General features: G+C 39.4%; 19 protein-coding genes and 1 riboswitch. Of the genes, 15 read left to right on the plus strand and 4 right to left on the minus strand.

Translation table 11 applies throughout. The features are described from left to right. Nucleotides 1-2 precede the first annotated feature (2 nt). The 4 genes from A3G9_RS0104005 to A3G9_RS0104020 all read right to left on the minus strand — a co-directional run bounded on the left by A3G9_RS0104005 (nt 3) and on the right by A3G9_RS0104020 (nt 3,330). The gene (locus A3G9_RS0104005) at nt 3-653 is read right to left on the minus strand and encodes an energy-coupling factor transporter transmembrane component T family protein (protein ID WP_002818086.1); all 651 of its coding nucleotides are present in this window, start codon (nt 651-653) and stop codon (nt 3-5) included. Next, the gene (locus tag A3G9_RS0104010) at nt 650-1,924 is read right to left on the minus strand and encodes an ATP-binding cassette domain-containing protein (RefSeq protein ID WP_002818087.1); all 1,275 of its coding nucleotides are present in this window, start codon (nt 1,922-1,924) and stop codon (nt 650-652) included. The genes A3G9_RS0104005 and A3G9_RS0104010 overlap by 4 nt, the downstream gene beginning before the upstream one ends. Further along, nucleotides 1,925-2,542 carry an ECF transporter S component gene (locus tag A3G9_RS0104015; protein ID WP_018025244.1) on the minus strand — a complete coding sequence of 206 codons (618 nt, stop codon included), beginning with the start codon at nt 2,540-2,542 and terminating at the stop codon, nt 1,925-1,927. It lies immediately after the preceding gene. A 56-nt stretch (nt 2,543-2,598) separates the two neighbouring features. Continuing rightward, nucleotides 2,599-2,692, minus strand: a riboswitch (TPP riboswitch). A gap of 29 nt (nt 2,693-2,721) precedes the next feature. Then, nucleotides 2,722-3,330 carry an ECF transporter S component gene (locus tag A3G9_RS0104020; RefSeq protein WP_002818089.1) on the minus strand — a complete coding sequence of 203 codons (609 nt, stop codon included), beginning with the start codon at nt 3,328-3,330 and terminating at the stop codon, nt 2,722-2,724. 46 nt (nt 3,331-3,376) lie between these two features. On the opposite strand from A3G9_RS0104020, the gene A3G9_RS0104025 reads away from it, so the two are divergent. The 15 genes from A3G9_RS0104025 to lysS all read left to right on the plus strand — a co-directional run bounded on the left by A3G9_RS0104025 (nt 3,377) and on the right by lysS (nt 21,439). After that, nucleotides 3,377-4,285, plus strand: coding sequence for an RluA family pseudouridine synthase (locus tag A3G9_RS0104025; RefSeq protein ID WP_002818090.1), 909 nt, complete (start codon nt 3,377-3,379; stop codon nt 4,283-4,285). 180 nt (nt 4,286-4,465) lie between these two features. Beyond that, nucleotides 4,466-4,951 (plus strand): hypothetical protein, encoded by a 486-nt coding sequence (locus A3G9_RS0104030; RefSeq protein WP_002821256.1) that lies wholly within the window; start codon nt 4,466-4,468, stop codon nt 4,949-4,951. Beyond that, the gene (locus A3G9_RS0104035; RefSeq protein ID WP_002818092.1) at nt 4,951-5,754 is read left to right on the plus strand and encodes a DUF6681 family protein; all 804 of its coding nucleotides are present in this window, start codon (nt 4,951-4,953) and stop codon (nt 5,752-5,754) included. Before A3G9_RS0104030 ends, A3G9_RS0104035 begins: the two co-directional genes overlap by 1 nt. Nucleotides 5,755-5,824: 70 nt before the next feature. Then, entirely contained in the window at nt 5,825-6,406 is a 582-nt protein-coding gene (locus A3G9_RS0104040; protein ID WP_002821257.1) for a TetR/AcrR family transcriptional regulator, read from the plus strand. Between the two features lie 71 nt (nt 6,407-6,477). Next, nucleotides 6,478-8,742, plus strand: coding sequence for a YhgE/Pip domain-containing protein (locus A3G9_RS0104045; RefSeq protein WP_002818093.1), 2,265 nt, complete (start codon nt 6,478-6,480; stop codon nt 8,740-8,742). Between the two features lie 112 nt (nt 8,743-8,854). Beyond that, the gene (locus tag A3G9_RS0104050; RefSeq protein WP_002818094.1) at nt 8,855-10,243 is read left to right on the plus strand and encodes a nicotinate phosphoribosyltransferase; all 1,389 of its coding nucleotides are present in this window, start codon (nt 8,855-8,857) and stop codon (nt 10,241-10,243) included. Nucleotides 10,244-10,260: 17 nt separating this feature from the next. Beyond that, the gene (gene pth, locus A3G9_RS0104055) at nt 10,261-10,833 is read left to right on the plus strand and encodes an aminoacyl-tRNA hydrolase (RefSeq protein ID WP_002818095.1); all 573 of its coding nucleotides are present in this window, start codon (nt 10,261-10,263) and stop codon (nt 10,831-10,833) included. Next, the gene (gene mfd / locus A3G9_RS0104060) at nt 10,833-14,399 is read left to right on the plus strand and encodes a transcription-repair coupling factor (RefSeq protein ID WP_002818096.1); all 3,567 of its coding nucleotides are present in this window, start codon (nt 10,833-10,835) and stop codon (nt 14,397-14,399) included. The genes pth and mfd overlap by 1 nt, the downstream gene beginning before the upstream one ends. Continuing rightward, nucleotides 14,386-14,646, plus strand: coding sequence for an RNA-binding S4 domain-containing protein (locus tag A3G9_RS0104065; RefSeq protein ID WP_002817443.1), 261 nt, complete (start codon nt 14,386-14,388; stop codon nt 14,644-14,646). The genes mfd and A3G9_RS0104065 overlap by 14 nt, the downstream gene beginning before the upstream one ends. A 115-nt stretch (nt 14,647-14,761) precedes the next feature. Further along, a complete protein-coding gene (locus A3G9_RS0104070) occupies nt 14,762-15,199 on the plus strand; it encodes an FtsB family cell division protein (RefSeq protein ID WP_002818097.1) in 438 nt (145 codons plus the stop codon). A gap of 27 nt (nt 15,200-15,226) precedes the next feature. Continuing rightward, nucleotides 15,227-16,126 carry a tRNA lysidine(34) synthetase TilS gene (gene tilS, locus A3G9_RS0104075; protein WP_002818098.1) on the plus strand — a complete coding sequence of 300 codons (900 nt, stop codon included), beginning with the start codon at nt 15,227-15,229 and terminating at the stop codon, nt 16,124-16,126. A gap of 54 nt (nt 16,127-16,180) precedes the next feature. Then, on the plus strand, nt 16,181-16,726 hold the full coding sequence (gene hpt, locus A3G9_RS0104080) for a hypoxanthine phosphoribosyltransferase (RefSeq protein WP_002817447.1): 546 nt from the start codon (nt 16,181-16,183) through the stop codon (nt 16,724-16,726). Between the two features lie 36 nt (nt 16,727-16,762). After that, nucleotides 16,763-18,967, plus strand: a complete 2,205-nt coding sequence (gene ftsH / locus A3G9_RS0104085; protein WP_002821012.1) for an ATP-dependent zinc metalloprotease FtsH — start codon at nt 16,763-16,765, stop codon at nt 18,965-18,967. Nucleotides 18,968-19,009: 42 nt separating this feature from the next. Then, on the plus strand, nt 19,010-19,909 hold the full coding sequence (gene hslO / locus A3G9_RS0104090) for an Hsp33 family molecular chaperone HslO (RefSeq protein WP_002818100.1): 900 nt from the start codon (nt 19,010-19,012) through the stop codon (nt 19,907-19,909). Between the two features lie 39 nt (nt 19,910-19,948). Then, nucleotides 19,949-21,439, plus strand: coding sequence for a lysine--tRNA ligase (gene lysS, locus A3G9_RS0104095; RefSeq protein WP_002821258.1), 1,491 nt, complete (start codon nt 19,949-19,951; stop codon nt 21,437-21,439). Nucleotides 21,440-21,474: the final 35 nt, after the last annotated feature.

A 21,474-nucleotide genomic window follows, 5' to 3' on the forward strand; every position in this document is an offset into this window, starting at 1 on the left:
TCTTATTTTATCAGTGAGGCAATAATACTTAAAATTATCATGAATAAAAATTCAAGAATCTCTTTACAAGTTAATGGCTTCTGTTGATAATGGGTCCTTTTTGCATCTTCTAAAAAACCGTGTGCATACATTGCCTGACTCAAATTGTTTGACCAGACAAAAGAATTATAAATTGCTTTTACATATAATTGTGGAGAAAAGATCGTTAAGCGAACGCCACGCATTTTTCCGGAAGCCCTAATAATTTTTATTTGTCGATTCATTTTTGGCAAAAAATTCAATGCACCCAAGATGCCATAGACAAAAGTAGGATTCATATGAAGGTCTTGTTCAAAACTGCGCATCAATTGAGTTGTTGTCTGACTGTAAACGACGACTCCACCGAGAAACATATAGGCATAAACGCGCAAAGCCATAATCCAGGCAAAAGGAGCTGAATGATCGATGCTCAAATTAAAGTACATAAACCAGCTGCCTACAAATGGAACGAAACCAATCAAACCAATCCAAATAAATTTTTTGATTGAAACGCGTTTGAATAATAAATAAATCATCGCTCCAATGATTGTAAAAATATTCAGCCAAAGTGAACGAATGAAGGCTAATTCAAGACCGATAAAGAAAACTAAAATAAATTTTAAAGCTGGTTTCATGAGATATTTTCCATTTTAATAAGTTTTTTGTTCTTGATTAAATAAGCGGAACTGATGATTTTATCCAATCCAAATAGTTGGTGACTAATAAATATTTTGGTTGATCTCGATTCTTGTAAAAGACTAATTAAGTTCAAGACAGATTTTTTATCAAGACCGGAAAAAGGTTCGTCAAGCAAAACGATTTCTGGAGCCTGAATCACTAATAGCAGAATTTGTAATTTTTTTTGTTCGCCGCCTGAAAGAGTATAAACAGATGATTCCAGCAGTTTGTCTAATGAAAGTTTTTTTAACCATCTCTCAATCTGTTGTTGATCGTCTAAATAATGGTTAAAGGCTTTTTTTTTGCTTAATTGAATTTCTTCATCAACAGTGGTTTTTAAAAAACTATCGCTGGAATTTTGAAAAGCCAAGGAAAGACGACCGTATGTTTTAATTTTTCCTTCATATTTTTGCAATCCGGCAATCGATTTAAGCAGGGTTGATTTACCTGAACCATTTTCTCCGGAAATTAAAACATTTTCTTGATTCAAAATTTCTGTTTTTAAGTTATCCAACAAAAGTCGATTGGAGAAACCTACTGACAAATTTTGAATTTTTATTCTTGGATTCCCGTGAGCTTGTTTTAGATGAAAATTATTTCTATATCGAAAACCTTGGTAAAAATCATCAAAATTATTTTTTTCTAAAATTTTTACTTTTTGATTTTCGAACAAAAAAATTCGATTAGCTAGTCCTTGATAAATCAAGGGATTGTGATCGGCAACAATAATTGTTTTGCCAGCTTTTTTCAGGTCTTTGACTTTGTCCAACAGAAATGCGATATTTTTTCGATCGACACTTGCAAATGGTTCGTCTAAAATCACTAAATCGGATTTCAAATTAGCAGCCTCGGCCAAAGCCAAACGCTGTTGTTCGCCACCTGAAAGTGTGTAAACGAACTGGTTCTTTTTATCTAATAAATGAAATTCCCTTAAAATTTCGTCGATTTTTTGTCCAATTTTTTGACTGGGAAAGCGAAGGTTTTCCAACAAGAAGACTAATTCCAGCAAAGGCGTTTCCATTGTGAATTGTTGATCGGGGTTTTGAAAAACACGAGCAGCTGTCTGTTGGTATTCATCAACGATTTTATTTATAAAAGTCGTTTTCCCCGAACCGGAAACGCCAGAAAGCAAAATAAATTCCCCGGCATCGATTGATAGATTGACTTTTTTGAGAATTATTTTTTTTTCAACGTTTATGTCTTGATTGTGAAATTCTATGACTGCCAATTATTTTGCTAGCTTTGCCTTTTGGAGGATTTTGTAAATAATAAAGATGATAATTCCTGAAAAAATAAAAATTGATACAAACCAAATTACAAGGAGAGCTAAAGTGAAATTAACAGGGAATTTATTGTAAGAAGCGTTGAAGTAATTATAGCCAAAAGAAATAATCGTTGAGGTAATTGTTGAAAACCAAAGTCCGAGCATTGGCTTTTTATAACCAGTTAGAGCAAAACCAATTTCTGTACCGGCTCCCTGCATAATTCCCCAAATTAGATNTGAGACTCCCCAAGCGGAACCGATAGCCATTTCGATAATCGCTGCCAATAATTCTCCGAGCAGCGCTGAACCCGGTTTCTTAATAATTAAAGCTGCAATCGGTCCGGCCATGACCCATAAACCAATTGTTGCGGCGGTAGCTACCTGCTGGGAAATTTGTGAAGCGCCAACCGCTGCCGTAATCGAATGGGAAGCCAGAAAACTGATGATTGGTCCGCTCATTGAAACAAAAGCATTCCAAGGAAGTCCGAAAGCGAAAAACAAGGCTCCAAAAATTACGCCGATTAGTCCGACCATGATGACATCTTTAATCTTCCAAACATTTGTTGTCGTTCTCGCTGCCATATAACGAATTCCTCCTAATTCCGAATACAGAAATAATAAAAAGAGCCGAAAGATAACGACTCTTTTCGCTATCTCCCTACGCAGGTATTAACCTACAGGTTCGATGGGTAAATCTCAGCCTTAAAAGTAAAGGCACCCCAGATAGAAGTATTCAGCTCTTCATTGATTTTAGCATATGATCATTTAACCAACTTGGCTTTTTTCAAAACCTTGAAAATGATCAAATCCATTAATCCCGCAAAAATAAGAATCGACAGAAACCAAATCAAGAAAAGAATCATCACATAAGCAAAATCGAATTTATAATAAGATTTTTCGAAATAATGATAAACGAAACTTACAATGCTGCCGGTTACAATTGATAGCCAAAGACCTAATCTTGGCTTTTTATACAAAGTTAATGCAAACCCAGCTTCGATTCCAGCCCCCTGTACAATTCCCCAGATTATATCCAAAACTCCCCAAGCGGAACCGATAACCATTTCAACAACCGAAGCGATTAAATTAGATAGAAAGGCGGAACCCGGTTTTTTTAAAATTAAAGCTGCAATCGGTCCGGCCATCATGAACAAACCGGTTGTCGCAGCAGTTGTGACTTGAGCCGCGATCAGAGAAGCCGAAAGAGAACTTGCCAAAGAATGTCCAGATAAAAAGCTCGCCAACGGAGTAAACAAGCTGACAAAAGCGTTCCACGACAATCCAAATCCAAAATATAGAACTCCAAAAATTACGCCGATCAACGCGGCCAAGATAACATCAATTATTTTCCAATGCTTATTATTATTCATTTCCATCCCAACGTAAAAATTATTCAAGCGCTAAAATTTTAACATAATNCCATTCTACCAATATAGTTTTATAATCCCGAACAATTTTGTCAGTAAAAGTGTCAAGGAATTACTAACCGGTTTGCTATTTCCACGGTCGATTCGTGGTCTTTTACGGCAAAAAAAACGTCTGCTTCTTAATGGACGAAATATTCCGACTTCAGAACTTGTTTCACCGGGAGACAAATTATCTTTTTCTCTGGAAACATCTGATTTTTCCAAAGGGCAGAACTATCTCCCGAACAACGATCGGCGGTTACGAATATTATCCGAAAAAGAAGACTATTTGCTTGTCGACAAACCGGCCGGTATGAAAATGCATCCGCATTCGCCGAATGAAACGGATACACTTTTAAATTATGTTGAAGCTCAGTTAAAAGGGCACCTATCTCGATCCTGCCCGGCGCATGCTTTTATGGTGCATCGAATTGATCGAGATACTTCTGGAGTTGTGATTATAGCTAAGAATCCACTGGCAGTGGGCATTTTGGATCAACTGCTTGCTAAAAAAAGAATTAAACGAACTTATTTGGCTTGGGTCTCCGGGAATCTGGAAAATAAAAAAGGAAGCATTGATCAAGCAATCGCGGTTGATCCGATTAATCCTTATAAGAGAATTGTCGACCAAGCAGGTCAAAAAGCAGTTACTCATTGGACTAAAATTCATACTGTTTATCAAAACACACTTGTGCGGGTTAGCTTGGAGACCGGTCGAACTCATCAAATTCGTGTTCATTTTGCTGCGATTGGCCATCCGATTGTTGGGGACCATCTTTATAATGGATTGGCTTATAGCAGATTGCTGCTGCATTCGGCAACGATCGAAATTCCAGAACTTTTTTCAGAGTCACGGCAAAGCCATACTATTACGACTGCGATTCCAAAGGACTTTCCCAGACAACTCAAACTCGATTAATTTTTCCGGTTCCTGTTAAAATATTCTCCAGATTATCTCGCCTTTCGGGGAGGGATTTTTCTTTTAAGTTGGCAGTGAAGCCCGATACGACAAAAGTTAGGAATACTTTCGAGTGGCTGATTGATTAGAATTTATTTAACTTAATTTATGTTTAATTGCTTGGGACTTATACTTTAATTAATGGCTAAACGAGTTCCACCTTTTTTAACACCGCCCGCGATTGTTTCAATTGTAATTGCTTTGGGAGCGGTCAATGTTGTGACAAATGCAACGACGCATACCTCGGAAGGCGCGCCGGATGCTAAATATAGTTCAAGTTATAGTTCTTCTTCAAGTTCTGTTTCGATGTCTTCGGATTCAAAGTCGAAAAAATCCTCCAGTTCCGATTCAAGCTCTAATTCTGATCAATCCAGTTCCGATTCGAATTCCGATCAATCAGGTCCTTCTCAATCTTCGCCAACAAGTTCGAACGATCCCGACTCTTCGACATCTTCGTCGGCGGCAAGTTCGACAAGCACTTCTTCTGTTTCGAGTTCGAGCACTTCTTCCAGTGCCGCTGACACTAATACGAACACTAATACTAATACGAATACAAATACAAACAATACGAATACAAATACAAACAATACGAATACTACCGGTACCAATACGACAGGAGGCCAATAATGGGAGGATTAAGTTTACTAACGATCATTAATCAGTGGCTTGGTTTTTTCAGTGTACGCAATCAAGCCCGCGGCCGAATTTATTCGATAGTCGGTTTTATCGCAAATTTCTATCTTCTTTATGTCGGCGTTCGTCTTGTAATTAATAAACAACTCTGGGGCTGGCTCATTTTATTAGCCTTTTTGATCTTGTTTTATTTTTCGATTTTAAATATTATTTATTACTTTACCGACAAAGTTGTTAAGTGGGATATTTCACCTTTTATCGACAAAATTTTAGGTGGCGCAAAAGAAGAAGAGGAAGCTTTGAAGACTGTTCCCGCCAATGGTCTGTATTCCCGTGACCGGGTTTTGGACACTACTATTTTTGCGGATTATGAGCAGCGTCAGAATCTGGATCGTCTTTTTCAACAGTTGAAAGAAGCGAAATTGGTTTCCAGCAATTATGGACAGATGTCGCATTTTAAAATTAAAGATTATTTGGCCGAACATAGTTCAATCGAAGCAAATTACCCCGGGACCCTTTTGCCTTATTTTGATATAAAGTACGCTCCTAATGGATTGGTTATTTATGGTGGAATAAATGAAATATCTGCTCGGCCAATCGGCTTGATCACAAAAGTTGGTTTAAGTGATGCGATTTTAGCGGTTAGAGAGTATCACTTGTCATTGGCTTCGGTTGTTTTGCACGGCGGTGAAGGTTTGGTAGTCGACCAAGCAACCGGGAAAGCTGTTAAAAGAAATCTTCCGATTTATCTGACTGCTGAGGTTGCTTATGAAAAACGGATAAACAATAACATTTGACATCTGTATTACAGGTGTTATTATTTAAATCTATACGGAATGAATAATCATTCCGAGAGGTAAATAAATTATGCCTGAGACAATTAAAAATATCAGTAAAAAAGATGCAATTCTCAAAGCAGCTTTACAACTTTTTTCCCATCGTAGTTTTGATGGAACAACGATTCCGGAAATAGCTCGCGTTGCTAAAGTTGGTGCGGGCACTATTTATCGTTATTTTATTTCCAAAGAAGATTTGGTGAACGAACTATTTGTAAGAGTTCTTGATGATTTTACAGAACATCTTCAGGTCGGTTTACATGGACAGATGGATACAAGGACCCGTTTTCATCACTTATTTAATAACGCTTGGAACTATGTTATGAATAATGTTGAAGCTTTTCTTTTTATTAATTTAAATGACGAAGCGACTTATTTAAATGATCGAAGTCGAAAAAGTTTTTCTCGAATGTGGGATTATATTGCTGAAATGGTTGAACAGGGAGCCGATAAGGGTGAATTAATCAAATTGGATCCCAAATTTGTTGCCAGCCTAGTCTATGGACCGCTAATTCCAATCTCAAAGCGTTTTAATAATGATAATCGCCAAGCATCTCAGGCACTTGCAAAGGCTTTGGAAGAAGCAACTTGGAGGGCAATCAGCACAGATTAGTTTTTTTGTTTCATTAGGAATGATTGTTCATTCCGAATAATTTTGTTTTTATTAGGGAAAGGAATTTTTGAATGAAAGAGTGGAAACGAGTATTTAGAAATAAAGGTTTGGCATTTTTGTTAATCGGAATTATGTTTGTGCCGGCTTTGTATGCCGTTATTTTCTTGTCTTCAATGTGGAACGCTTATGGGAAAGCCGGTAACTTGCCGGTTGCAGTTGTTAATAACGATAAAGGAGCAAGCTACCAAGGCAAGAAAATCAATCTCGGCAGCAAGATTAAGAAACAATTGTTGAAAAACAGCGAACTTGATTTTCGCTCTGCAAATGAAAAACAGGCGAATAAACGTTTATCAGACGGAAAATATTATATGTTGATCACAATCCCGAAAAACTTTTCCGCCAGTTCGACGACCGTTCTAAGCAAAAATCCGCAAGCTATCTCAATTAAATATGTACATAATTCTGGTCTAAACTTTATCGCTGATAAAATGACGGAATCGGCTTCGCATGAAATTACAGCAACGGTTGAAAGCCAAATTCAAAAAACTTATTCCAAGCAGCTTCTTTCCGGTTTGAAGAAAAGCAAAAACGGCATGAATAAGGCAGCCAATGGCGGTCAGACTTTATCGAATGGTCTTGGTCAACTTTATTCAGGGACAACGACTGCAACGAATGGAAGCCAAACAATTACAAACGGATTGAATCAAGCTTCCAACAATTTGCCAACCATGAGTTCGGGCGCTTCACAACTAGCATCGGGTAATTCGGAGCTTTCGAGCAGTTTGGCAGCTGTCGCAGAGTCGATTGACAGCAAACAAGCTGCCAGCAAATCACAAATTGATCAATTAACTAGCGGATTAAATCAATTAACTGCCGGACTTAAACAATTATCATCATTGCCAACAACTCTGCCACAATCTCCCGATGAACAAAAAATCGAAAACAGTATGAATCATATCAAAAGCAGTCTGACAACTACCGGTACAGCAACAAAATCGGCCGCTGCCTCGATTCAAGCAGCTGGAGCTTCGGCCACTTCGGCTGGAAGCGATATTCAAACGGCTGGGACCTCTGCGGCAAAAATAGCTGAACTAATTCCCAAGATAGCAGAAACGAATCCTCAATTGGCTTCTGAGCTTAAAAAAGATTTGGAAGATATTGATTCTTCTCTGACCTCTGCAGGAAACAATATCAAAGCGGTTGGTCCCTCTCTTTCCAGTGCCGGCAACCAATTGAGTTCAATCGGCAACAGTACAAGTTCAGCTGGTAGTTCTTTACAAACTGTCGCGACGCAGTTAAATACTTTGCAGCAGATGCTGCCTTTGCTAAAAGAACTTGAAAATAAATTGCCTGAACTAAAAAAATTAGGTACACAGGGACCGACAGCCACTTCCGGAGCAGTGTCGGCAATTGAGAACCTTGAGAGTAGTCTTTCTACAATTTCCATTGGAATAAAAACCCAGGCTGTTCCTGCAAGTAATAAACTCGCCAATGGAGCCAGCCAATTATATTCTGGTTTCAATACACTACAGTCTGGCGTTGATAAACTTTCAAGTGGTTCAAACAATTTGACAAGCGGCTTGAAGACGCTGGCTTCAAGTACGCAGACCGCTCAAAGCGGTAGCCAGAAATTGACTTACCAGCTGCGTAACGGTACAAAGAAACTGGCGACAATTTCCACTAAACAAGTTAATGTCAAGCATCTGTCCAAACCTTTGAAGGCCAAGGATTCGGATACGCATAAAGTTCCGAACATGGGAACCGGTTTATCTCCTTACATGATTGCCGTTGGTTTATTCGTCGGGGCCTTAGCAACCGGTATTTTCTATAACTTAAACGAAGTCGAATATAAACCACGTACGGTTCGCGAATGGTTTTTCCAAAAAGCCGCTGTTTTCGTCACAATTGCAGTGGCTCAGGGATTAATTGTGATTGGCGGTTTAATTATTTTTGATGGTTTAAAACCGAATCAGATAGGAATGACTTTCTTGGTTGCGATTATTTCTGCCTTGGCCTATATGCTCTTTGTTTTAATGATGAATTTGTTCTTTGGCCATGTAGGCTCGGCAGTTGCTTTAGTCTTGTTAGTCCTCCAACTTTCCGGATCGGCTGGGACATATCCGATTCAGCTCTCCAATGCTTTCTTTGAAGCAATTCATCCTTATCTGCCAATGACATATACGGTCGAGGCTTTAAGAAAGACTATTTCTTTAAATGGAAACCCTGCTTTCGATCTGATCTTATTATTGATTTTTGGCCTTGTCAGTCTTGCTCTAATGTTGATTGGTATGACGATCAGACGAAACAGATTGGTTGAAACATCCTTGGTAAATTAATGTTTTATTAAAAATTGCCAATTATAAAACAGGCGCGGGGATCTCGAATAACCGCGTCTGTTTTTATTGAAATAAACTTTCAACTATTTGAATAAATTGATAGACTCTAGCTATGAAGGAAAATTTGCTCCTCGATACCGATGCTTACAAATTGACGCATCATTTACAGTATCCAAAGGGTCTGACAAAACTGTATTCTTACGCTGAGGCACGAACGGGCAGCCGGTTTAATACTGTTTCCTGGTTCGGCCTTCAAATGATCATTGCCGATCATTTATTAGGGAAGGTTACCAATGAGATGATTGACGAAGCCGAGGAATTCAGTTTTTTGACCTTTGGTAATCATAATTTTTTCAATCGAGAAGTTTGGGAACGAGTTCGCGATTTGGGTTACCTGCCAATTAATATTATGGAATTGCCCGAGGGTATTGAAGTTCCGATCTCGACACCTTTATTAACGCTTGAATCGACCGAGCCCTGGTTTGCAACAACTTTAAATGCTTTAGAGTCGGTCCTGATGCAGGTCTGGTATCCAACAACGATTTCGACTAATTCTATGTATATCAAAAAAGCTTTGCTGCCTTTATTTGAAAAATCCGGAAGCGTGACTGGCCTTGATTTGGCAGTAAATGATTTCGGTTTGCGCGGAGCCTCTAGTTTACAATCGGCACAACGCGGCGGGGCGGCACATTTACTCCATTTTCGCGGTTCCGATAATTTAGCTGCCGATAAGGTTATCGCTGATGTATATGGCCTTAAAGGCCGTGCTTTGTCGGTTTGGGCAACCGAACATTCTGTGGCGACTTCCTATGGACCTGATCGTGGCGAAATTGATTACGTAAACAGCCAGCTGGATCGGGCAGGCGATAACGATATTATTTCAATCGTGATTGATTCTTACGATTCGATTAATTTCGTTCGCAATGTGATCGGTTCTAAAGAAATTAAGAATCGGATTATTAGACGCAGCGGAAGAATAGTTTTGCGACCGGACTCCGGCGAACCTCAGGAAATAGATCTGCAAGTACTTGATATTCTTGCCGATATTTTCGGTACCGATGTTAACGATAAAGGCTACAAAGTAATTAACCATAATGTTGGAATTATTCAGGGAGACGGTATGAACCGACAAACAATTATCGAACTATACCGCCATATTCTTCATCAGGGATGGTCGGCTGACAACTTAATCGTTGGTTCAGGCGGCGGTTTGTTACAGGAGGGTTTTGACCGCGATACGGAACGTTTTGCAATCAAAGCATCCTATGGCGAGCTTGGCGATGGCCATGGTTTTCTTATCCAAAAGCATCCCAAACAGGATCCGACAAAAAACTCCAAGTCGGGACGTTTTAAAGTAATTCGCGATTCTAATCGTCGGATTAAGACTGTCGCTATTGATGCTGAAGGCAATAATTTATTAAAGACAATTTACGAAAATGGTAATTTTTATCCTGACAGTTTTCAGGAAATTTTAAAAAGAGCAAATATTTCACTCGATTAATAATTAAAAGGGAGCATATGAAGAAAATAGTAGTTGGATTAGGAAATATTGGCGCGAAGTATGCTCATAATCGACATAATGTTGGTTTTATGGCAGTTGATGAGTTGGCGGCACGTTTGCAGGCTAATTTTTCTCTCAAGCAAAATCTGCATGCTTTTGTCGCTTCTACACATGTTGAGGAAGAGAAGGTTTATCTTGTTAAACCGACAACTATGATGAATGATTCCGGTATTGCGGTAAAAGCTGTTTTGAATTATTTTGGTGGGGATGTAAATGATTTGATTGTCTTTGTTGATGATATTGATCGTGATTATGGACAACTTCGAATTAAAAAAAGTGGTGCTTCTGGTGGCCATAACGGATTAAAATCGATTGTTTCACAAATTGCCAGCCAGGAATTTCTTCGAATTCGCATCGGGACCGGTCGCCCGGCTCATAATCCACAAGCCGTCATCAAACATGTACTTGGGGATTTTAGCCCTTTGCAATTAGAATTAGTCCAACCTGAAATTGACAACGGAGTGTCGGCAGCTCTGGATATAATTAATGGAACAGCTTTGAATGTTGTCACGAATCGCTACAATAATTGATGATGCACTCATTAACAGATTTTATTAGTCGTTTGCCTTTAATTGAGAAGATCGTTTCCAACCAGGCAGACCAAACTTCAACACAATTGATTAGCGGAGTTAACGATACCCCTAAGGCTGCTTTAGCCGCTGGGGTTTTTGTGCGTTTAAAAGCAGAAAAAAATTCGAAAAAAATTCTTCTTTTGACTGATACCCAATTTCGGGCGGATCAGTTAACAAGTGATTTGGAAGCCCTGCTTGAAGACGAAAATGTTTTTGAAATGCAGTCCGAGGAATCATTGGCAACGGAAACGGCTGTCGCATCGCGCGATGCAGATTTAAGCCGTGTTTTAGCCTTGCGAGCTTTATTATCCAAGGAAAATTCAATTGTGGTTGTCCCGCTCTCTGGTCTATCACGTCGTTATCCAGACCCTGAATTCTTTCAGCAGGCCGTTTTGGACTTTAAGATTGCAAATTCCTACCCACAAGAGCAACTGGCAAAAAAACTGATTGAAATGGGTTATAACAAACAGACCTTGGTGGCCAATCCCGGCGAATTTTCGGTTCGGGGTGAAATTGTCGATATTTATCCAATTAATTTCGATGAACCGATTCGACTTGATTTCTTTGATGATGAATTGGAATCGATGCGAACTTTTGATGCTGATTCGCAAAAATCATTGAACAAGATCAAACAGGCTTCTGTTTCGCCGGTTTCTGATTTTCTTTTGCCGCGAGCCGAGTTCAGTGATGGCCTCAAGCAGCTTGAGCAGGCTTTTGTCGATTATCTAAATAAGTTGAAGGGTGCCGAAAAGAAAAAACTGACGGAGTTTTTTAATCCTTTATTGGAAGCAGCCAAGCATTTTTCTTATGGTCATGAACTCCTGCCATTTTCTGAGTTTTTTTTGAAACATTCTATATTTGAATATCTGCAGTCTGAAGATTTGATTTTGATTGATGATTTTGCTCGAATCAATGATCAAACAAATATTCAAGAGAAAAAAAACGCCGAATGGATTACCGATCGTTTGCGTGAATTTAAGCTACTTCCTGATCTAAAAGTAAAAATCGACGGAATCAATTTAATTAAAAAATCCCAACAAAAACTTTCAAAAAAAATCCAGAAATTTGTCAATCCAAAAATATATCTCAGCAATTTAACACGTGGCTTGGCAGGAATTACATTCACCAGCCGAACTCAATTGATTACTCGACAGATGCAACAATATTTTGGCCAAATGCCGGCTTTGAAACTCGATTTGGAGTCCTATCGAAAACGCGATTTCACGGTTTTGCTCCAAGCTAGCAATCGCGAACGTTTATTATCCTTACAGAGAACTTTGCATGATTTCGGAATGAATTTTGCAATCACTGACGATATTCTTACCGGAACTGCCCAATTGCAGATTGGCAGTTTGTCTCACGGTTTTGAACTCCCGGAAGAGAAAATTGTTGTCATGACCGAGACGGAATTATTCGCCAAAGTAAAAAAACGGGTGCCTCGTCATCAAACTTTTTCCAATGCCGAAAAAATCACCAGTTACACAGAATTAAAAACAGGTGATTATGTTGTTCACGTAAATCACGGGATTGGCCGTTACGAGGGGCTAACAACGCTTGAAGCTAATGGCGGCAAACAGGATTACATTACCATCGCCTATGCTCAAAAAGCGAAAATTTTTGTTCCGGTGACACATTTGAATTTGGTGCAAAAATACATTGGTGCGGCTGACGGCAGGCCGAAGGTCAATTCTCTAAACTCAACTGATTGGGCTAAAACAAAACGTCGAGTGACCGCTAAAGTAGAGGATATTGCTGATGAATTAATCGCTTTATATTCGAAGCGCGAGGGAGAAGTTGGTTACGCATTTTCAGTCGATGACCAAAGACAGCAGGAGTTTGATGACGGCTTTGCTTACCCGGAAACAGTCGATCAGCTTCGTTCGATTAAGGAAATAAAATCAGATATGGAAAATAAGAAACCAATGGATCGCCTTTTGGTCGGCGATGTTGGTTTCGGTAAAACGGAAGTCGCTTTTCGAGCAGCCTTTAAGGCAATTGAAGACCACAAACAAGTCGCGTTTTTAACACCGACAACAATTTTGTCCCAACAGCACTATCAAACCGCAATCGAAAGATTTTCGGATTTCCCGGAAATTAAGATTGCTATGTTATCGCGTTTTAATACTGCTGGACAGAATAAAGAGGTTATTAAGAAATTAAAAGCCCATCAACTTGATATGGTTATTGGCACACACCGTTTATTGTCCAAGGACGTTGCTTTTGACGATCTTGGCCTGCTTATTATTGACGAGGAACAGCGTTTTGGCGTTAAGCATAAAGAGAAAATCAAACAGTTAAGAGCTAATGTCGACGTTTTGACTTTAACCGCCACGCCGATTCCGAGAACCTTGAATATGGCATTGGTTGGAGCCCGCGATTTATCGGTTTTGGAAACGCCTCCTGCCAATCGTTTTCCGATTCAGACTTACGTTTTGGAGGAAAATTGGCCGGTTATTGCCGATGCAATCGAAAAGGAATTGTCTCGTGGTGGCCAAACTTTCTTTTTGCATAATCGGGTTCAGGATATCGAGCGGACTGTTGGTGAAATTCAAAGAATTGTTCCCGACGCCAATGTGGGCTATATTCACGGGCAGATGAACGAAACTCAATTAGAAGATGTCCTAATGGATTTTTTGAATGGTATTTACGATGTTTTGGTTACAACGACAATTATTGAAACGGGGGTCGATATTCCCAATGCCAATACTTTGATTGTTGAAAATTCGGAACGTTTCGGCCTGTCGCAACTTTACCAGTTACGTGGCCGAATTGGTCGTTCTAATCGATTAGCTTATGCATACTTTACTTATCCAGGCGATCGTCAACCAACTGAGGATGCTCAAAAACGTCTGGAAGCGATTCGCGATTTCACAGAACTCGGTTCCGGTTTTAAATTAGCGATGCGTGATTTATCAATTCGTGGTGCCGGTGACCTTCTAGGGAAACAACAGCACGGTTTCATTGATTCGGTTGGTTACGAGCTTTATCAACAGATGCTTCAAGAGGCGGTTTCTCAAAAACAGGGAAAAGACAAAAAAGTTATGCAGACAAATGCAGAAATTGTTCTTAATATCGAGGCCCTTTTGCCGGACAGTTATGTTAATGATTCTTCTCAAAAAGTCGAGCTTTACCAGCGAATCAGAAAATCGCGGACTGACGAACAATTCAACGAGGTTCGTCAGGATTTGATTGACCGTTTTGGTCCGATTCCTGAGGTGGTAGATAATCTTTTCGCTTTGGCTCACCTGAAAAACGCAACCGATGCAGCCAACGTCATTAATCTTCATGGTGATGATTCCCAAATCAGAATTATCTTTAGTAGACGGGTCAGCCAAATTCTGGCTGGGGAAACAATCTTCAAAACCTTAAAGGGACTTCCATACAAGGTTCGTGTCAAAGCCGTTGACGATCAAAAACTGCAATTGACAGTTATTTTAAACGAGGATGAAAAACTCGTCTATATTGATAAAATAACCAAATATCTTGAATTGGTTTATAAGGAGCTAAAAAATGCGCTTGGATAAATATTTAAAAGTCAGTCGTTTAATTAAACGTCGGACCTTGGCAAAAGAATTTGCTGACCAGGGTCGGGTAACGATTAATGGAAAAATTTCAAAATCCTCTGGAAATGTCGGCGTTGGTGATATTTTGGTTTTGGGTTTTGGTGGGAAAATTGTCACAATTAAAGTCACCGATGTTTCAGAAATTGTTAAAAAGAATGATGCCGGAGAAATGTATGAATTGATTTCTTCGGAAAATCGCCAACAATGAAGTTGTTTTTCTAATTAAAGAATCTTTTATTTTTGTGGTAATTTATTAAGATTTATTTTTGATTTCATTAAGATATTTTTATCCTCCAAATCATATGAGATATTGATTTTAAGTGATGGCAACAAATACGGCGCGACAACAGAAAAAAAATGTAAAAAGGGAAGAAGGTAACCGTCCTAATTTGCATTTGGTTCAGCCGAACACTTCCGCCCAAATTCGTTCTGCACAGGCCTATAATAAAGTTCGTGAAAAACATTATCATAAAGAAATTGCCCGTCGGCGTCGTTTGATCGCCTGTGTTGGCGCGTTTCTGTTCATTTTCTTTTCTTACAACTTATTCTCTTCAGCGGCCAAGTTGTATAGTGCTTCGTCACAATTAAATCAGGTAAATCAGCAGTTGGCAAAGACCAAGGCTGAACATAAACAATTAAAAGAAAATTTAAAACAATTAAAACAATCTGATTATTTGACTCAGTATTTGCGTGACAAATATCAGTATTCCAAATCCGGGGAAGTTATTTTTAATTTCACCAATTCGAACAGCAAGAAATAGTTTTTTGGACTGCTATTTTGTATTAATGTGAAGACTCTTTATCGACAATTTCAGTTAAATGTTCAATCGCATAAACTTTTTTCTGGTAGACAGAAACTTCTTTTAGCTATCTCTGGAGGAGTTGATTCAACGGTTTTAGCAGATCTTTTGTTTAAATACGAAAGTAATCCACGATCGCATTTATTTTTGGCCCATGTTGATCATCAGCTGAGAGTGGACTCGGCAAACGAGACAAAGCTAATTGATGATCAATTCGCCAATCGGGGTCTTTGCGTTTTTCATGAAAAATGGCCGCTTGAAAAACATCCTCATAGCGGAATTGAAGATGCTGCTCGGAAGTTTCGCTACGATTTTTATAAGCGAATGGCCCTTAAGGTTGGCGCTCGAAAAATTATTCTGGCACAGCATGCAGATGATCAGGCTGAAACGACATTGTTGAAAATTATCCGTGGTGCCGATTGGCAGACTGTTTCAGCAATGGAATGGTCGCGTCCACTGGAAAAAGATTCACCAATCGAAGTTGTTCGTCCTTTGTTAAATGTTGAAAAATCGGAAATTTACGATTATGCCGAAAAAAATCATTTAAAATGGATTGAGGATTCAACTAATAAGGATCCGGACTATACGAGCCGGAATCAGATTAGAAATGTTGTTTTGCCCGCTTTGAAACAAATTAATCCAAATTCCGCTAGGAACATTGCTTCCTTTGCCGAGCAAATTAGGGAAGTCAATGAAAACCAACTGATTGAAATGCTAAAAATTTGGTTGCATGATTCAATCGGTTTTCTACCAATCAAAAGATCCCAGTTGGAGCAGTTCGAAAGGCTTTTGAAAAATGAGAAAGAACCACATGGAAAAATTGATTTGACCGACGGCTTTTCTCTAGTTAAAAATAAAGATGAAATTAAAATAAAAAAAGAAAGGTAAATATACGATCACTGTTGTAGCAGTAATATTCGTGTTAACATTAAATACAATCAAATGACTGATACAGACCCCCGTTTTTCAAAAATCCTTCATGATCATCGAGAAATTGAAACAGCCGCTAAAAGAATCGGTGCTCAAATCGATCGTGATTATGCCGGTAAAACTCCTATTTTGGTTGTGGTTTTAAAAGGAGCTGTTATGTGGGCAGGTGATCTCTTTAGAAATATTTCAATCGATGTTGAAATGGATTTCATTGATATCGCCAGTTATCATGGCGGTATTGCTTCAAGTAATGAAATCACTTTAAGGACTGACCTCACTAGCGATGTTAAAGATCGGGATGTAATCATTGTGGAAGATATTGTTGATACTGGTTTATCATTACGTTATCTAGAGTCTTTACTGTCTAGACGTGGTGCCAGATCTGTGAAAACAGCAACAATGCTTAATAAACAAAAGGGCCACAAAGTCGATATTAGAGCCGATTACGTTGGTTTTGAGATTGATAATGAATTTGTTGCCGGTTATGGATTGGATTATCAGGAAATTTGGCGTAATTTGCCTTTCATTGGTGTGGTTAACCCCGATATTTATTCATAATGTTACAATATTGTATTGGCGTGAACGAGGTATTATATGAAAAATAAGAATCGCGGTTTCTTCCGCAGTTCATTATCATATGCATTCGTAATACTGGCAGTTATATTCTTAATTTACAGTTTTTTCGGACGTAGCGATGGTAGTGTCAAGTACCTTTCAACAACTACTTTTTTGAAGGAGTTGAAGAATAATAAAATTAAAGATTTTACGATTCAACCTGGCGATAGCGGTGTTTACACGATTGCCGGAGATTTTAAAAAAGCTCAAAAATCCAGCTCAAGCAGTAGTAGTACAACAACGCTGCTTTCCGGCTACCAAAGTTCGGTAACTAAATTTACTGCTTACGTTTTACCGAACAATTCTAGTTTGAAACAGATTACAACCGCGGCTCAAAAGGCCGGTGTTGCTGTTAATCCAAAACCGGCTGCCTCCAATTTCTGGGGATCGATGTTGACAATGATATTGCCGACTCTAATTATGTTTGCCTTGCTTTACTGGATGCTTATCGGCAGCCAGCGTGGTCAAGGCGGTTCAGGCGGACCTGGTGGAATTATGAGTTTTGGTCGTTCGAAGGCTAAGCCTGCAGACCCTAAACAGAATAAAATCCGCTTTGCTGATGTAGCCGGAGAAGAAGAGGAAAAACAAGAACTTGTCGAAGTTGTCGAGTTTTTGAAAGATCCAAAGAAATTCACAAAACTCGGTGCCCGAATTCCAAAGGGCGTTTTGTTGGAAGGTCCTCCGGGAACCGGTAAAACTTTGCTCGCTAAAGCCGTCGCCGGTGAAGCAAAGACACCATTCTTCAGTATTTCCGGATCGGATTTCGTTGAAATGTTTGTTGGTGTTGGTGCCAGCCGTGTTCGTGATTTGTTTGAAAATGCGAAGAAGTCTGCACCTTCAATTATTTTTATTGATGAAATCGATGCAGTTGGTCGTCGTCGTGGAGCCGGCATGGGTGGTGGAAACGATGAACGCGAACAGACTCTGAACCAAATCTTGATTGAAATGGATGGATTCGAAGGTTCGGAAGGCGTAATCGTTCTTGCTTCAACTAACCGTTCTGACGTTTTGGACCCGGCTTTGCTTCGTTCTGGACGTTTCGACAGAAAGATTTTAGTTGGTGCTCCTGATGTAAAAGGGCGTGAGGCGATTCTGCGCGTTCATGCAAAAAACAAACCTTTGGCGGCAGATGTCGACTTGAAAGTCATTGCCCAACAAACTCCTGGTTTTGTTGGTGCGGACCTTGAAAACCTTCTTAACGAGGCTGCTTTACTGGCCGCTCGAAATGATGAAAAAGCTGTTACAGCAGCTGATATCGATGAAGCCGAAGACCGTGTTATTGCTGGACCGGCCAAAAAGGACCGCAAAACGACTCAAGATGAACGTGAGACTGTCGCATATCACGAAGCCGGCCATGCAATTGTTGGTTTGGTTCTAAATGATGCTCAGGTTGTTCGTAAGGTTACGATCGTGCCACGTGGACGAGCTGGTGGTTATGCCTTGATGATGCCAAAGGATGAGCGTTATCTCATGTCGGAGAAAGATGCTAAAGAAGAACTTGCCGGATTAATGGGTGGCCGTGCTGCCGAAATTTTGATTAATCATGTTGCAAGCTCTGGCGCTTCCAATGACTTCCAGCAAGCTACCCAGATTGCCCGGGAAATGGTTACCCAGTATGGTATGTCCGATAAGCTCGGTATGGTACAACTGGAAGGTAGTTCGAATGTCTTTGTCGGAGATCCTAACAATCCAAATCCTCCGTATTCGCAAAAAACCAGCGAGCTGATCGATGAAGAGGTTCGACGTTTGACGAATGAAGCTTATAAGAGAGCTGTTGATATCATTAAGAGCCATCCTAAGCAGCACAAGGCAATCGCCGAAGCTCTGTTGAAATACGAGACTCTTGATGAAGCTCAGATTAGATCTTTGTTTGAAACCGGTGAAATTCCTAGCGATTTGGTCAAAGACAGTCAAAGGCCTGCTCGTCCGCTCTCATATGAAGAGTCGAAAGCTGCCTTAAAGAAAAACGGCTCTGTTGATAATAAAGAGGCCGAGGACGAAGTTAAAGAGGACAAAGATGATAAGGAAGATGAAAATGATTCCAAGTCGGGTTCCGATTCAACTTCAAAAAAGAAGACAACCAAGAAGACTTCAACTACTCGACGCAAGTCAACAACAAGTTCGACTAAGAAAAAACCTACTACAAAACGAACCAAAAAAGATGACGATAACAAAGAGAATTAAGGAAAAACGCGACTTTAGCTGGTCGCGTTTTTATAATAAATTATGGATTATTTAGCAAAAAGTATTACTAAAAATGGTCATTTTCGTGCCTATGTGGCTGATGCATCAAATGTTGTCAAGCAAATGACTGAAATGCATAAAATGAGTCCTGATGTAACAGTCGCTTTCGGACGAACCTTGATTGCAACTGCTTTGGTTGGAAGCTCTTTATTAAAGGAAGACGATCAAATGCATATCAGCATTAATGGTCGTGGGCCGATTGGACAAATTGTTACTGAGACCAATTCCAAATCAGAACTTCGTGGTTATGTTACCAATCCGAAAGCAATTGCCAAAACCAATACAAATGGTGAAGCAGATATTTCTAATCTTGTAGGTCTAAACGGCACTTTAAGGGTAACAAAGGTTCATCCGGGATTAGATCCCTATACCGGCGAAGTAAAATTAGTGACTGGCCAAATCGGTGATGATTTTACTTATTATTTGGCCCAATCCGAGCAAATACCGAGCGCTGTTGGTGTTTCGGTTTTTGTCGATTCAAAAGGTTTGGTTAAATCTGCCGGTGGTTTTTTGCTTCAAACTTTGCCTGGAGCTAATGATACTGAATTGGATTTACTGGAACAACATTTAAGAAAAATGCCGAATATTTCTTCAATGTTGGCCGAAGGGCTGAGCGCAAACCAGATTTTGGCACAATTGTTTGCCAACCTGAAAGTTGATATCCTTGAAACAATTCCATTAAAAACAGCTGATGAATTGCCAAAGAAATGGTATGCCGATGCAATTGGAACATTGCCAAAAAAAGAGATTCAAGCGATGATCGATGAAGATCACGGAGCGGAAATCGTTAGTCGTTTCACGGAAAAAAAATACAATTTTTCTAAAGAAGAATTAAAAAAGATTTTAGCCTTGAAAATGGATAAAAAATTGGGTGAAGAATAAGTTTCTGCTACACTATATAGGTATTGTTTAAGGGATTTTATGACAGAAAAAATAGATACAGAATTAAATGATCAACTCCGAGTTCGCCGCCAAAAGCTCCAAGCTTTGAAAGATGATTTAGGGATTGATCCTTTTGGTCATCGTTTTGAACGAGATTCATATGCAAAAGATATTCATTCTTTTGCTGATAACAAAAGTAAAGAAGAATTAGATGCTGCAAAAAAACATGTGATTATAGCTGGAAGAATCATGGCCAAACGTGGAGCAGGTAAAATTATTTTTGCCGATATTCGAGATGTTTCCGGAACGGTTCAGATTTATGCACGTCGTGATGATTTGGCAGATAACTATGCCTTGATTCGTCGGGCCGACCTTGGCGATATTTTAGGTTTTTCCGGTACAGTTATGAAGACCGATGCGGGCGAGACAACCATTTTAATTGATAAATTGACCTGGCTGTCAAAGGCACTTCGACCTTTGCCGGATAAATATCATGGTTTAACAGACATTGATACTCGCTACCGTAAACGCTATTTGGATTTGATTTCGAATCCAAAATCTTTTGAGGTTTTTATTAAACGCTCTAAAATTGTTAAAGCAATCCGAAATTACATGGATTCGATTGGTTTTCTAGAAGTGGAAACACCAATTTTACAAAATTCAGCTGGTGGCGCTGCTGCCCGCCCTTTTGTTACTCATCATAATGCACTCGATATCGATATGTATCTGCGGATTGCGACGGAGCTCTATTTAAAACGTTTAATTGTTGGTGGAATGGAACGCGTTTATGAGATTGGCCGTATCTTTAGAAATGAGGGTATGGACACGCGTCATAATCCCGAATTCACAACGCTTGAGTCTTATGGAGCTTACTGGGATTTGTCGGATGTGATGATAGAGACGGAAAATATTATTCGTGCCGCTGCCAAATCAATCAATGAAGATGGTGTCATTGACTATCAAGGCCATAAAATTGACCTTAGTAAGGATTTTGCCAAGAGGTCAATGACTGAATTGATTAAGGAAAAAACCGGAATTGATTTTGATAAGAAGATTGATTTAGAAACAGCGCGAAAATTGGCTAATGAAAATAATGTTAAATATGAAAGCTTCTGGGGCGTTGGCCATATCATTGCTGAATTCTTTGATACTTTTGTTGAAAAAAGTTTAATTGAGCCAACCTTTGTTTATCATTTTCCTTTGGAAGTCAGTCCGTTGGCTAAAAAAGAGGATAATAATCCAGATTTTGTTCAACGTTTTGAGTTATACATAGCCGGCGGCGAGTATGGCAATGCGTTTACTGAATTGAATGATCCAATTGATCAGCGCCAGCGTTTTGAAGCACAAGCAGCTGAGCGTGAAAATGGTAATGACGAAGCTGAATCAATTGATGAAGACTATATTGAAGCCCTTGAACACGGAATGGCGCCGACCGGTGGCCTAGGAATTGGGATCGACCGTTTAACAATGTTACTGACAAATCAGACTTCAGTTCGAGATGTTCTTTTATTTCCAACGATGAGAAACTAAAAACTTGCTTAGGCAAGTTTTTTTAATTGCTTTAG

This window comes from Oenococcus oeni DSM 20252 = AWRIB129, assembly GCF_000372485.1.
In the GTDB taxonomy this organism is placed as follows: Bacteria; Bacillota; Bacilli; order Lactobacillales; family Lactobacillaceae; genus Oenococcus; species Oenococcus oeni.

Coding starts and splice junctions, on each gene's coding strand:
- hpt (WP_002817447.1), top strand. CDS start 16,181: ATGACTGATACAGACCCCCGTTTTTCAAAAATCCTTCATGATCATCGA.
- A3G9_RS0104035 (WP_002818092.1), top strand. CDS start 4,951: ATGGGAGGATTAAGTTTACTAACGATCATTAATCAGTGGCTTGGTTTT.
- ftsH (WP_002821012.1), top strand. CDS start 16,763: ATGAAAAATAAGAATCGCGGTTTCTTCCGCAGTTCATTATCATATGCA.
- A3G9_RS0104005 (WP_002818086.1), bottom strand. CDS start 653: ATGAAACCAGCTTTAAAATTTATTTTAGTTTTCTTTATCGGTCTTGAA.
- A3G9_RS0104045 (WP_002818093.1), top strand. CDS start 6,478: ATGAAAGAGTGGAAACGAGTATTTAGAAATAAAGGTTTGGCATTTTTG.
- A3G9_RS0104030 (WP_002821256.1), top strand. CDS start 4,466: ATGGCTAAACGAGTTCCACCTTTTTTAACACCGCCCGCGATTGTTTCA.
- A3G9_RS0104050 (WP_002818094.1), top strand. CDS start 8,855: ATGAAGGAAAATTTGCTCCTCGATACCGATGCTTACAAATTGACGCAT.
- A3G9_RS0104070 (WP_002818097.1), top strand. CDS start 14,762: ATGGCAACAAATACGGCGCGACAACAGAAAAAAAATGTAAAAAGGGAA.
- pth (WP_002818095.1), top strand. CDS start 10,261: ATGAAGAAAATAGTAGTTGGATTAGGAAATATTGGCGCGAAGTATGCT.
- lysS (WP_002821258.1), top strand. CDS start 19,949: ATGACAGAAAAAATAGATACAGAATTAAATGATCAACTCCGAGTTCGC.
- A3G9_RS0104065 (WP_002817443.1), top strand. CDS start 14,386: ATGCGCTTGGATAAATATTTAAAAGTCAGTCGTTTAATTAAACGTCGG.
- mfd (WP_002818096.1), top strand. CDS start 10,833: ATGATGCACTCATTAACAGATTTTATTAGTCGTTTGCCTTTAATTGAG.
- A3G9_RS0104020 (WP_002818089.1), bottom strand. CDS start 3,330: ATGAATAATAATAAGCATTGGAAAATAATTGATGTTATCTTGGCCGCG.
- hslO (WP_002818100.1), top strand. CDS start 19,010: ATGGATTATTTAGCAAAAAGTATTACTAAAAATGGTCATTTTCGTGCC.
- A3G9_RS0104040 (WP_002821257.1), top strand. CDS start 5,825: ATGCCTGAGACAATTAAAAATATCAGTAAAAAAGATGCAATTCTCAAA.